This is a genomic window from Halalkalibacter oceani (genome assembly GCF_023715705.1).
Lineage (GTDB): Bacteria > Bacillota > Bacilli > Bacillales > Bacillaceae_D > Halalkalibacter > Halalkalibacter oceani_A.
On sequence record NZ_JAMBOS010000017.1, the window covers coordinates 1 to 12926 of the forward strand.

The 12926-nt window shown below is 50.0% G+C and carries 9 protein-coding genes; all 9 read right to left on the minus strand.

The annotated features are described in order from the left end of the window. Nucleotides 1–175: 175 nt before the first annotated feature. The 9 genes from M3212_RS14610 to M3212_RS14650 all read right to left on the minus strand — a co-directional run bounded on the left by M3212_RS14610 (nucleotide 176) and on the right by M3212_RS14650 (nucleotide 12920). Nucleotides 176–1141 carry an ABC transporter permease gene (locus M3212_RS14610; protein ID WP_251194717.1) on the minus strand — a complete coding sequence of 322 codons (966 nt, stop codon included), beginning with the start codon at nucleotides 1139–1141 and terminating at the stop codon, nucleotides 176–178. Then, complete coding sequence (locus M3212_RS14615; RefSeq protein ID WP_251194784.1) at nucleotides 1141–2199, minus strand: ABC transporter permease; 1059 nt, start codon at nucleotides 2197–2199, stop codon at nucleotides 1141–1143. Before M3212_RS14615 ends, M3212_RS14610 begins: the two co-directional genes overlap by 1 nt. Continuing rightward, nucleotides 2192–3727 (minus strand): ABC transporter ATP-binding protein, encoded by a 1536-nt coding sequence (locus tag M3212_RS14620; RefSeq protein ID WP_251194718.1) that lies wholly within the window; start codon nucleotides 3725–3727, stop codon nucleotides 2192–2194. Before M3212_RS14620 ends, M3212_RS14615 begins: the two co-directional genes overlap by 8 nt. Before the next feature lie 327 nt (nucleotides 3728–4054). Continuing rightward, nucleotides 4055–5179, minus strand: a complete 1125-nt coding sequence (locus tag M3212_RS14625) for a BMP family lipoprotein (protein ID WP_251194719.1) — start codon at nucleotides 5177–5179, stop codon at nucleotides 4055–4057. Nucleotides 5180–5633: 454 nt separating this feature from the next. Beyond that, nucleotides 5634–6569: an alpha/beta hydrolase gene (locus M3212_RS14630; protein WP_251194720.1), complete on the minus strand. Its 936-nt coding sequence runs from the start codon at nucleotides 6567–6569 to the stop codon at nucleotides 5634–5636. 105 nt (nucleotides 6570–6674) lie between these two features. Beyond that, nucleotides 6675–7850, minus strand: coding sequence for a CamS family sex pheromone protein (locus M3212_RS14635; protein WP_251194721.1), 1176 nt, complete (start codon nucleotides 7848–7850; stop codon nucleotides 6675–6677). An 18-nt stretch (nucleotides 7851–7868) separates the two neighbouring features. Further along, on the minus strand, nucleotides 7869–9893 hold the full coding sequence (ligA, locus tag M3212_RS14640; RefSeq protein WP_251194722.1) for an NAD-dependent DNA ligase LigA: 2025 nt from the start codon (nucleotides 9891–9893) through the stop codon (nucleotides 7869–7871). A gap of 72 nt (nucleotides 9894–9965) precedes the next feature. Beyond that, complete coding sequence (gene pcrA / locus M3212_RS14645) at nucleotides 9966–12164, minus strand: DNA helicase PcrA (RefSeq protein WP_251194785.1); 2199 nt, start codon at nucleotides 12162–12164, stop codon at nucleotides 9966–9968. Between the two features lie 60 nt (nucleotides 12165–12224). Continuing rightward, nucleotides 12225–12920 (minus strand): heptaprenylglyceryl phosphate synthase, encoded by a 696-nt coding sequence (locus tag M3212_RS14650; protein WP_251194723.1) that lies wholly within the window; start codon nucleotides 12918–12920, stop codon nucleotides 12225–12227. Nucleotides 12921–12926: the final 6 nt, after the last annotated feature.

Consider the following 12926-nt stretch of genomic DNA (forward strand, 5'->3'; position numbering starts at 1 on the left):
TCCATTTGCTTGATATATTGGTTGGCGAACCACATATATCGTAGCATCACGAAGGAGTTTTTTTCATACCTCGCTGGAAGCTTTCCGGAACCCTAGGCCTAGCCTAGGGTTTTCTTTTTACAAAAAGGACGATGTTTCAAAAGGTCACATTCGAAACATCGCCACAAATTTGTTATTAACGGGAACCTTTTATATAAGGCTTGCCGATTGCCTTTGGACCTTCAGCGCGACCGACGAAGCCGGCCAGCGCGAGAATCGTCAGCACATAGGGCGCGATCAGGAGAAAAACGGGCGGGACGTTCACCAGAAGCGGAATCTGCTGCCCGGTTATACTCAATGCCTGCGCCAATCCGAAGAAGAGCGCCGCCCCGAGAGCGCCGAGCGGATGCCACTTTCCGAAGATGAGCGCGGCAAGACTCATGAAGCCTTGGCCGACAATTGTCGTCCCCGAGAAGTTTCCGGAAAACGTCAGCGCAAACACGGCTCCACCGAGACCAGCAAAAGCGCCGCTGAGCATGACGCCGATATAACGCATTTTGTTGACGTTAATCCCCATTGTATCCGCCGCCATCGGATGCTCGCCGACAGAGCGCAGTCGAAGTCCGAACGGCGTGTAAAAAATGATCAGATAGACAATCAAAGCCAACAGAATCGCCACAAAGGATGTAATATACACATTTGAGAAAAACAACGGTCCGATAACCGGAATATCACTTAAAACAGGGACATTAAAACGATAAATGCCATTTTGCACGGAATCGGTTTGTCCTTTGTTGTAAAAAAGCCGCACAAGGAAGACACAAAGCCCGACTGCTAAAAAGTTCAGCGCGACCCCGCTGACAATCTGATCCGCCCGAAAGCTGATCGAAGCGACCGCATGAAATAGTGAAAAAATCATGCCGACGATAATCGCCGCAAGGAGGGCAAGAAAAATCGATGTCCACCATGCTACACCGGCTCCTTGCAATGTCAGCGTAGTTACAATTCCGGTGAAGGCTCCCATTACCATCAGCCCTTCAAGCCCAATATTGACAACACCGGCCCGTTCGCTGAACAAGCCGCCAAGTGCCGTCAGGATAAGAGGAGCAGCTAGGTAAATGGCTGCCGGAATGACAGCAGCTAGTATTTGCATGAGATCCATCATACATCCTCCTTCTTCACACGGTTAATCACCCAACGAATCATATAGCTTGAGGCGACGAAGAAAATAATAAGCGCAATGACGATATCGATCAGTTCACTAGGTACACCGGCCTGCGACTGCATCGTCAGGGCGCCAACCTTTAAGCCCCCGAACAAAAAGGAAGCGAGGGCGACTCCTATCGCGGTATTCGCGCCGAGCAGAGCAACGGCAATTCCATCAAAGCCGACGCCGGAAAAGCCGGCAAGAATGCTCATATATCCATAGGTTCCAAGCCCTTCCATCGCCCCGGCAACACCGGCAAAGGCGCCTGAGACGACCATCGAGAGGACGATGTTCTTCTGCACGTTCATCCCGGCGTATTGCGAGGCGTGCTGGTTAAAGCCGACCGCCCGTAATTCAAAGCCTTTGGACGTTCGCCAAAGCAGAAACCACATAATGAAACAGCCGAGCAGCGCGATGAGAAAGCCATAATGTAAGCGAGAATAATCGGTAATGGATTGCAAAAACGGCGAAGCGAGCGAGGCTGTCGAATGGATTTCCTCCGTCCGCTCACCCGGCACGATCAAATACGTCCGAATAATCGCATTGGCTGTATGTAACGCAATATAGTTCATCATAATTGTCACGATAACTTCATGAACCTGAAAGCGGGCTTTAAGCAAGCCTGGAATAAAACCCCAAAGCGCTCCCGCAGCCGCCCCCGCCAAAATCGAAAGAGGTAGATGGACAATCAGCGGAAGTTCAACTGCCAGTCCGACGTAAACCGCTGCCAGCCAGCCAACGATCAACTGACCTTCCACCCCGATATTCAGCAATCCGGTCCGGAAAGCAAAGGCTACCGCCAGTCCGGCAAGAATGAGCGGTGTCATCGCCCGGATCGTTTCGCCAATATAATAGCTTTCCCCGAAAATTCCTTTTACCAATGCCGCATAACCGGCAATCGGATTATATCCGGTAATCAGCATAATCAACGCACCAATGAGACCGCCGAGCAGAACGGCAATCAATGGCACGGCTAACGACAGCAGTCTTCCTTTAGGAAGCCATTTAGCTATCACGTCTCTCACCTGCTTTCTCTTTCTTCGCGCCTGCCATTAGAAGGCCCAGCTCCTGTTCATTGGTCGTTGCCGCGTCGACAATCGCCACAATTTCCCCTTCGTACATGACCGCAATCCGGTCGCTAACATTCAAAATTTCATCCAGCTCAAGCGACATTAGCAGGACGGCCCGTCCTTTATCACGTTCCTGGACGAGCCGCTGATGGATCGTCTCAATCGCCCCGACATCCAGCCCCCTTGTCGGCTGAGCGGCAATTAACAGCTCAGGTGAACGATCAACCTCACGGGCAATGATTGCTTTTTGCTGATTTCCGCCGGACAGCGCGCGCGCCTGCGTCAGTTCCGTTGGCGTGCGTACATCATAATCCTCAATCAAATGACGGGCTTTCTGATAAATTTCCCCATATTGCAAAATACCATTTTTGGAAAACGGCTTTTGATAATAGGTTTGTAGCACGATATTTTCGCCAATCGTAAAGTCGAGCACGAGACCATGCTTATGGCGATCCTGAGGAATGTGGCCGATTCCGGCCTCCGTCACTTCCCGCGGCTTCAAATTTTGCAGCGGCTGACCTTTTAACTGGATTGTGCCTGCTTCCACTTTGCGCAGTCCCGTAATCGCTTCGATCAGCTCCGTCTGCCCGTTTCCTTCCACTCCGGCAAGCCCGACAATTTCCCCAGCTTTAATATCAAGGCTGAGGTTTTTGACAGCCTCGACACCGCGGCCGTCTTTGACTGTTATTCCTTTGACATCCAGCACAACATCCTGCGGCTTGGCCGGAGCTTTTGTAACCTTAAAGTTGACCTCGCGTCCGACCATCATCGCCGCCAGCTTATCTTCATCGGTTTCAGCGACATCTACCGTCCCGATCCCCTTGCCACGGCGAATGACCGTGCAGCGGTCACAAACAGCAAGAATTTCCTTCAGCTTGTGGGTAATTAAAATAATCGACTTGCCTTCGGCGACCAATGCTTTCATGATCGCAATCAGCTCTTGAATTTCCTGCGGCGTCAACACCGCCGTTGGCTCATCAAAAATCAGAATATCCGTCCCGCGGTACAGCGTTTTCAAGATTTCAACACGCTGCTGCATGCCGACTGAAATATCTTCAATCTTGGCGTAAGGATCCACTTTCAAACCGTAGCGGAGTGAAATTTGCTGAATTTCTTTTGCCGCTTTCTTACTATTAACCGTCCCGAACATCGTCGGCTCGCTTCCGAGAATAATATTTTCGGTAACTGTGAACTTTTCAACGAGCATAAAGTGCTGATGAACCATCCCAATCCCGAGTCGATTAGCGACATTCGGATCGGTAATCCTCTCCTTTTTTCCACGGACGATAATTTCGCCTTTTTCCGGCTGATATAAGCCAAACAGAATATTCATTAAGGTCGATTTACCAGCGCCGTTTTCACCGAGAAGGGCATGGATCTCCCCTTTTTTCACTTGGAGCGTTATATTATCATTTGCGACGATCCCCGGAAACTCTTTGCGAATATGATTCATTTCAATGACATAATTCATCTCGACTCACTCCTTGCTTCTCAGACTCAGCCGTAGTTCTTCCCCGGACTCCAAGCCTTGTTTTCTTGAAAAAAGGGGCAATGATGGATTGGGGAACAGCAATCCGTCATTGTCCCTTTTTCTCCATAATTCACATCCTGTTAAGGAAAAAGAGCAACCTATGCACCCTCACTCCTCGTTAGATCCAATAGCAGGCGACAGGATGCGACGCCCAGACTATTCTACAACTTAAGTCAGAACAGCATAAGTCACCCTGAGTGATGGTGCTCCGAAGATCGCCATCGACCTTCGGAGCAGTCTCTTGCATGAATGATTTCAGTCTGCTTATTACAGGGAAGAAAGATATTCCTCATATTCTTCATCCGTCTGAGGTACGCTAATTTCCCCATCCTGGATTTGAACTTTGTATTCGTCGACCGCATCAAGTGCTTCCTGCGGCACATTGTCAGTTGTCGGCGCAATTCCAACCGCATCCTCTTCCAAACCATATTCGAGGATCTCTCCACCAGGGAAGTCTCCGCTCATCGTCCGCTCAGATACAAGGTAAACAGCCGTATCAACACGCTTTACCATCGAAGTTAATGTAACAGACACATCGCCGGAAACACCTTCCTCATGCTGATCACGGTCAACTCCGATGACCCAGACTTCCTCACCGTTACGCGCTCGGTTAATCGCTTCCTGGAAGACGCCATTTCCCGCTCCTCCAGCGGCATGATAAATAATGTCCGCGCCTTGGCCGTACATATTATTGGCAATTTGCTGACCACGCGTCGCATCATTAAAGCTTTCTGTATACTGCGTTAAAATTTCAGCATCCGGGTTGACAGCCTTTACACCGGCTTTAAACCCGCTTTCAAACTTTTTGATCAATTCACTTTCCACGCCGCCAACAAAGCCGACTTTATTTCCTTTTGTTTGCAATCCGGCAACAACGCCGACAAGGAATGAGCCTTCATGCTCTTTGAACGTAACATTGGCAACATTGCTGTAAGGATTGCCATCCCCATCTGTAACAACAGTATCGACAATCGCAATTTGAGCGTCTTCAACCTGCTCGGCAATGGTCTTGACAGCATCCTCCATTAAGTAGCCAATCCCCCAAACAAGGTTGGCCTCTTCACGTACAAGTGTCCGAATATTAGGTTCAAAATCGTCCATTGTAGCCGATTGCAAATAACGATAGCCTGTCCCTTCTTCAAGACCCATTTCTTCACCAAATGCTGTTAAGCCTTCCCACGCCGACTGGTTGAATGATTTATCATCAATTCCACCGACATCGGTCACCATTGCGACAGTGAAATCTTCCGCTTCCGGTGTAGCTTCGTTTTCCGCGGGCTCTTCACTCGGAGCCGCTTCATCGGTCGTTCCCTCTTCTTCTCCAGCCCCACACGCCGTAAGGGCGACAACAGCCGCCGCCGTCATTGTTAATGTGCGTAACCACTTCTTCATCTTTCTTTCCCCCTTTTTTATTCTACAATAAAAATGCTTAACAAATGTACGCAATAAACGGTTTTCAAATCTGCTCATTCCTTTCTTATGGTTTTCGGCACTCTACTCTCCTATACCCATCAAGCAGCATCATTCATCCCTTATTTTGTACATCGTCAAGCCGACTATCACGCTCGTTAGACATCAGACCTCTGAGGACAGTCCATTGTCTTGAACGACATAAATATATCATGTAATGCGGCAATAATAAACACTTTTTTCATCATTTTTGTCGTATGTAACATACTAATTGTTGTACTTTTACAAGATTTTATTGATTGTACAGCGCTATCATCTTCGGCAGGAAAAAACAGAAATGAGAAAAGGCCGGGCCAAAAGATTGTTACCTTTTGCCCGGACCCTATCAAAGCCAGTTTTCTTTCATCCTCTTCAGCCCTACTGCCTCTCCTTCAGATTATTCACCCGCAGAACGCGCCAGTCTAGTCAGGGTCGCAGCAATTTGCCGATGCAGCTCACGGCTCTGTTCAAACAGCCGCGTCATCCGGAAAAAGCCGTGTATCATTCCTTCATATCTTGTTACTTCCACCGGAACGCCGGCCTCCCTTAAACGAGCGGCGTACAGCTCTCCTTCATCACGGTACGGATCATACTCAGCGGTGATCACAAGAGCCGGCGGAAGCTCGGCGTGTGACGCCGCCAAAAGAGGCGAGGCGAGCGGATCAGTCCGCTCCTCTTCCTGTAAATAGTGATGACTGTACCAATCAATCGCTTTCTTCGTAAACCCGTACCCTTCGCCATTTTCCTCGTAGGACGGCTTCGGCTCCGAAAAGTCCGTTCCCGGATAAATTAAAATTTGATAGTGTATAGCCGGCCCTTGCTTTTCCCGTGCCATTAAAGTCACAACCGCCGCCAAATTTCCACCGGCGCTGTCTCCGCCGACGACAAGAATACCTGGATTGCCGTTATAAGCGGAAATATGTTCAGCCACCCATTTTACCGCCGCATAACAATCGTGCGGCGCGGTAGGAAAGCGGTACTCCGGCGCTAAACGATAGTCAACGGACACGATCAGATACCCTGATAGATTGGTAAGCGCACGAAGCGGACGGTCAACAACATCCAGATCACCAAGCACCCAGCCGCCACCGTGAAAATAAACGAGCACCGGAAACGGTCCCGCTCCTTCAGGCGTGTAGATCCGCAGCTGTATCGTGCCGTCCTCAACTGGAATGGTCACCTCTTCCACCTTTGCCACAGCTTGCGGCTCCCCACTGACATCAATCGTTTCTCTCATTCGTTGGCGGTTTTCTTCCACCGTTAATTGTTCAATTGATTTTTGGCCCGCTGCCGCAGTCTCTTCCAAGTATTTTTTCACCTCTGGATGTAGCACACTGTCTCCCCCTCTTTTACATGAATATTCAGTTATTTTGTAGTCTAAGAAGACCTTGAAGACAGACGACTGCCTCCAAGACTTCACTTAGGCTACATTTTGAAACTAGTAAACATGGATAAACGGTTCTTCATTCGGATTTAAAATGACGATGCTTTCCGTATTGCCCGATACAGAGGTGATCGAAACACTGACCTTGTATCCTCCTTGAAAGCGTTGCTGGACCTGACTCGCCGCAAATTGGGACAGCGCGACAATTTCCGCCTTGCCCTGGTAGCGGATCGGGATTTCAATCGTTAACTCCTGTATCTGATTGTCTTCGTAGCGGCCCCTGGCAACAACTCCAATGTACGTGTCAAAGAAATCCTGGATATCATCCTTGAAGCGCTGGAACTGGTCGGCTTCATTACGCGCCTCTTCATTCGCTTCATTGGAAGGGAATAAATAGTAGCGCTGATTAATCCGCTGCCACCGCTCGAGACTGCCTCCCGGCTCAGCCTCGGCCTGGGCGATGAAGCTTCCTGGAATCACGGATTCCTGCGGCTGCTCCCGGAATAGGGCGACAATAATCGGAATCTCGTTAAAAGCCCCGTTCTCACGATCCTCAGCACGCAATCGATTGACCACTTCCTCCGCGATCCGTCTGCCTTCCTGTTCAATCATTGCTTCGGAAAGCGGAGTCTCGTAGAAGTAGTAACGCCCCTGTTCATCTTCCACGCGGAAATTATACACACTGTTCATTGAAAGGCCGATAACAATCCCGCCAAGGTTCAGCTGACCGTTCTCCCCCTCGACCATATAATTATGCTCCAAAATGTGCGACAGAGCTCGCGGCTGATTCTCTTCCCGTTCACGCATCGTGTCTCCTTCTCCAAGCGGCGGATTCAGACCGAGCGGATTATCGTTCTCATCATAGCGCCTCAGCCAACTATTTAATTCTTCACGCTCTATAAACTGACCTTCCCGAAAGAAATAATTCTCCGGCTCAAAATATTGCTGGGCAATGCGGGTCAAACCAATTTCAAGCTCGTCCAAATCAAGCCGGTTATGGACGACGGAATTCCCGAACCCGCGTGATTGTCCATGCAAATAAGTTCCATCATAAAGCACGCTTTGATAATAATTATCCGGCGTAATGACTTGCGGTACGACTTCTACACTCGGTTCCCCGTCGTCAACCGCTTCCTCTACTTCTGCTTCTTCCTCTTCCGGAGGGGCGATCGGTAAGCACCCTGCCAATAGCAGCAGGGTAAGTGACAATCCTGCCAGACGTTTCAACATGTCAACCCCCTCTCCTTTCTATTTTTCTAGACCGTTCTCATGGAGCACGGCAACGAGCTCCTCCTCATTCCAGACCGTAATCTTAAGCTCAACGGCTTTCTCAAGCTTTGAGCCTGCCTCTTCACCGGCAATAACAAGATCTGTTTTCTTACTTACGCTTCCTGTCACCTTACCGCCCAACTGCTCGATTCTTTCCTTTGCCTCGCCTCTTGTCAGCTGCTCCAGCTTTCCGGTCAGGACTACCGTCTTACCGGCAAATGGACTCTCTTCAAGCTCAGAAGCCCGCGGAATCTTTGGCCCTGTATACGTAAAGTTCAAGCCCAGTTCCTTCAGCTTGGCGAGCAAAGTCGTCACTTCAGGCTTTTCAAAATAGCGGACGACTGAAGCCGCCATTTTTTCGCCGATTTCATTGACCGCCATCAATTCCTCTTCCGTTGCCCGCTGGAGGTTTTCCATCGTCTCGAATTCCATCGCCAACGTTTTCGCCGCTTTGGCACCGACAAAGCGGATTCCCAGGCCAAACAGCAGACGCTCAAGGGAGTTTTCCTTTGTTTTTTCGATTGCCGCCAAAAGATTGTCTACCGATTTTTCTCCCATACGCTCCAGCTTTAGCAGTTCATCGCGCTCCAGCCGGTAAAGATCGGCGACATCGCGAATCAGCTGATGATCGAAAAGCTGCCCGATCACCTTTTCCCCGAGTCCGTCAATATTCATCGCGTTACGGGAAACGAAGTGAATCAGACCTTCCTTGATTTGTGCAGGACACTTCGGATTGATGCATCGCAGCGCCACTTCTCCTTCAAGTCTGACGAGCTCGCTGCCACAGGCAGGGCATTCCGTCGGCATTGCAAACTCGCGCTCATCCCCCTTACGTAAATCGGTCAGCACATTGACCACTTCCGGAATAATGTCCCCGGCCTTCTTGACGACAACGGAGTCGCCGAGCCGAATATCCTTCTCCCGGATCAAGTCTTCATTATGCAGCGAGGCGCGCTGAACTGTCGTGCCGGCAACGGTCACCGGCCGCAAAAGAGCTGTCGGTGTAATGACGCCGGTCCGGCCGACATTTAACGTAATATCCTCCAAAATCGTCACTACCTCTTCTGCCGGAAATTTGAAGGCAATCGCCCAGCGTGGACTTTTCGCGGTAAAGCCAAGCTCCAGCTGCTGATCAAGCGAATCGACCTTAATGACGATTCCATCAATTTCGTATGGAAGCTCAGCCCGCTTTTCGACCCATTCCTCAGTAAAAGCAATGACCTCTTCAATATCGGCGCAAAGCCTGCTTTCCGGGTTGATCCGGAAGCCAAGCTCCTGCAAATAGCGGAGGCTTTCATGGTGGGACGGAATTACTTTCCCTTCCAAATGGTTCATCGAATACACATAGATCGAAAGATGGCGCTTCGCGGCCAGCTTCGGATCTAGCTGACGCAAGGAGCCGGCGGCGGCATTACGCGGATTGGCAAAACGCTCTTCGCCTGCTTGCTCCTTCTCGGCATTAAGCCTTTCAAAGGACGGCTTTGGCATATAGGCTTCACCTCTGACTTCCAGGTCGACTTCTTCCTTTAAACGTAAAGGAATCGCCGGAATCGTCTTCAGATTAGCCGTGATATCCTCGCCTATCGTCCCGTCTCCTCGCGTCGCCCCTAGAATAAAGCGCCCTTTTTCATATAAAAGCGAAACAGCGAGGCCGTCAATTTTCAGCTCGCAGCTGTAGCGGACCTCGCCATCAATCAGCTGCCGGACCCGGCGATCAAAGTCCCGCAAATCGTCTGCAGAAAAGGCGTTGCCCAGACTGAGCATCGGATTGCGATGCTCGACCTTTGTGAAAAAAGGCAATGGCTCGCCCCCGACCCGGACTGACGGAGAATCATCGCTGATGAACTCCGGATACTGCTCCTCCAGCGCGATAAGCTCCTGCATCAGCCTGTCATATTCATAATCGGGTACAATCGGCTGATCGAGCACATGATAGTGATAGCCGTACTCTTCCAGCAGGGATCGAAGCTCTTCAATCCGCTGCTTTGCATCGTTTCGCTCCATTTCGTTCGTTCCTTTCTTACAATCAACCCAAAATTTTTATGTCTTTATGGAAAACCGCGCAGTGGCTTTGCCCTATTTCTTCGTAATCGGGGCAAATTTGGCGAACAGCCGTTTAATGCCGGTCGGGTTTGGAAAGGCAATATCAAGCTCAACCGCTTCGCCTTCGCCCTTTATGCTGACGACCGTGCCGACACCCCATTTTTTATGCTCGGCTTTATCCCCAACTTGCCAGGAAATCCGCTCGCCCCCCGTTTCTGTCGTCTGCGGCCGGCGCGCTGACGCTGAGACCGCCGTCGGCTTTGGCCGTGACGTCTTCATCCAGTCTGGAACCTGCTTCTCTTCATTAAGCGTCTCCAGGCATTTCTCCGGAATTTCGGCGATAAAGCGGGAAGGAGGGTTCGTATTCGTGCGCCCGTATAACGTCCGCAGTCTGGCGTTTGTCAAATAAAGCTGCTTTTCGGCACGCGTAATTCCGACATAAGCGAGACGGCGCTCTTCCTCCATTTCCTCTTCCTCAAACAGTGAACGGCTGTGTGGGAAAATGCCTTCCTCCATTCCGATCAGAAAGACAACCGGGAACTCCAGCCCTTTGGCCGAGTGAAGCGTCATTAGCGTAATCGCCTCCTTCGGCTTGCCATCCTTCTCCTCATCCAGCTGGTCAATATCGGCGACTAAAGCAAGATCGGTTAAAAACGCGACAAGCGACTTGTCCTCGTTCTGCTTCTCAAATTCATTCGTGACCGTTAAAAATTCATCAATATTCTCAAGCCGACTTTGCGCTTCAAGCGATTTGTCGTTGCGCAGCATCTCGCGGTAGCCTGTCCGCTCAAGCAGCTCTTCCACGAGCTCAGAAACCGACAAGTATTCCTGCATTTGCATCCAGTGGCGAAGCTGCTCGGCAAAATCCTGGAGCTTCACTACCGCCCGTCCGCTCAGGCCGATCTGGTCAACTTCCTGCAAAGCGGCGAACATCGAGATTCCCTGCTCGGTCGCAAAGGCGCCAATCTTATCGACCGTCGTCGCGCCGATCCCCCGTTTTGGGACGTTAATAATCCGCTGCAGACTGATATCGTCATCCGGGTTGGCAATCAGCCGCAAGTAAGCGAGCACATCCTTGATTTCTTTCCGATCATAGAATTTTGTGCCGCCGATAATATTATAATCAATATTTGATTTGACGAAATATTCCTCAATCACCCGCGACTGGGCATTTGTCCGGTACAAAATCGCAATATCGGAGTAGGAATAGTTCTCCTGTCTCGTCTTTTCTCTAATTTTCTCAACGACAAACTGAGCTTCGGACTGTTCCGTATCGGCAGCAAAATAGCCGATGCCACAGCCTGCCTCGTTATCCGTCCATAGATTCTTCTTCTTTCGTTTCGCATTATTGGCAATCACATTGTTTGCAGCTTCAAGAATTGTTTTTGTCGAACGGTAATTTTGCTCTAGCAGGATCACCTTCGCATTAGGATAGTCTTCCTCAAAGGACAGAATATTACCAATGTCCGCTCCGCGCCAGCGATAAATCGACTGATCGGAGTCACCGACGACACATATGTTTTTAAAGCGGCTGCTCAGCTGCTGCACAAGCATATATTGAGCGCGGTTCGTATCCTGATATTCATCAACGAGAATATACTGAAACTTGCGCTGATAAAATTCAAGCACTTCCGGCACAAGCTTAAACAGCTCGATCGTTTTCATGATTAAATCGTCAAAATCAAGCGCATGATTCAGCTTTAGCTGCTTTTGATAGTCAACATATACATCAGCGGCAATTTGCTCGTAAGGTCCCGTCGCCGTACTGGCAAACGCATCCGGCTTTTTCAATTCGTTTTTCGCACTGCTGATCATTCCGAGAATCGTCCGCGGCTCGAATTTCTTGGAATCAATATTGCGTTTTTTGACAATCTGTTTGATCACCGACAATTGATCGGTCGAGTCAAGAATCGTAAAGTTCCGGCTGTAACCAATCCGGTCGATATCACGGCGCAAAATGCGGACGCACATCGAGTGAAAGGTTGAAATCCAAATATCTTCGGCGATTGGTCCGACAAGCCGGGCGACCCGGTCCTTCATCTCCCGCGCCGCTTTATTCGTAAACGTGATCGCCAGCACATTCCATGGCGCGATCGCTTTTTCCCTTAGCAAATATGCGATCCGATGCGTCAGCACCCGCGTCTTGCCACTGCCGGCCCCGGCCATTAACAGCAATGGGCCTTCCGTATGCGTCACGGCCTCCCGCTGTTCCGGATTGAGCCCGGCGAGCATTTTTTCAGTAATTTTTCCTTGCACAAATCCCACCACCAAATATTCGTTCTTGTATTTATTCTACTTTTGAGTACGTTTTACAGCTTCCACTGTCGCCAGCGCCGCTCCGACATCTTCATAAATCAAATTCCCGACAACGACTGTATCGGCAAGCCCGGCCATTTCCCGCGCCTGAGCTGGCGATTGAATGCCCCCGCCGTAAAACAGCCGCGTCTTCTCCAGCACTCGTGATACTTCCTCAACGATCGTAACATCGCCATATACACCGCTGTATTCCAAATAAAATACCGGAAATTGATACAGCTTCTCAGCCATACGGGCGTACGCAACAATATCTTCACCTGACAGGTCTGTGTTTGCTTCGGTCAACGCAGCCACTTTGGCATCCTGATTCAGCACACAGTACCCTTCCATCACGACCTCGTCCCAGTTCATAATCGGGCCGAATTCCTTAATGGCGGCATGATGATGACCGAGTACCCATTCCACTTTTCTACTATTCATCACAGAGGGAATGAAAAAATAATCAAAGCCTGGCGTGATTGACTCGACATTGGAAATTTCCAGCGCGCAGGAAACGCTGAAACGGCGAACCCGGGCCAGCAGCTGCAATGTCTTATCTAATGTCACTCCATCCGTCCCCCCGAGCAGAATCCCGTCCGTCCCCGATTCACATACGGATTCAAGGTCCTCATCGGAAATCTCCTTATTCGGATCCAATTTAAATACATGACGCCACTCTTGATAGTCAAGCATTTCTAC

What these genes read in the sequence shown, in the direction of transcription:
- M3212_RS14650 (WP_251194723.1), bottom strand. Translation starts at nt 12,920, where the DNA reads ATGCTTGACTATCAAGAGTGGCGTCATGTATTTAAATTGGATCCGAAT.
- M3212_RS14625 (WP_251194719.1), bottom strand. Translation starts at nt 5,179, where the DNA reads ATGAAGAAGTGGTTACGCACATTAACAATGACGGCGGCGGCTGTTGTC.
- ligA (WP_251194722.1), bottom strand. Translation starts at nt 9,893, where the DNA reads ATGGAGCGAAACGATGCAAAGCAGCGGATTGAAGAGCTTCGATCCCTG.
- M3212_RS14635 (WP_251194721.1), bottom strand. Translation starts at nt 7,850, where the DNA reads ATGTTGAAACGTCTGGCAGGATTGTCACTTACCCTGCTGCTATTGGCA.
- pcrA (WP_251194785.1), bottom strand. Translation starts at nt 12,164, where the DNA reads ATGCTCGCCGGGCTCAATCCGGAACAGCGGGAGGCCGTGACGCATACG.
- M3212_RS14610 (WP_251194717.1), bottom strand. Translation starts at nt 1,141, where the DNA reads ATGGATCTCATGCAAATACTAGCTGCTGTCATTCCGGCAGCCATTTAC.
- M3212_RS14620 (WP_251194718.1), bottom strand. Translation starts at nt 3,727, where the DNA reads ATGAATTATGTCATTGAAATGAATCATATTCGCAAAGAGTTTCCGGGG.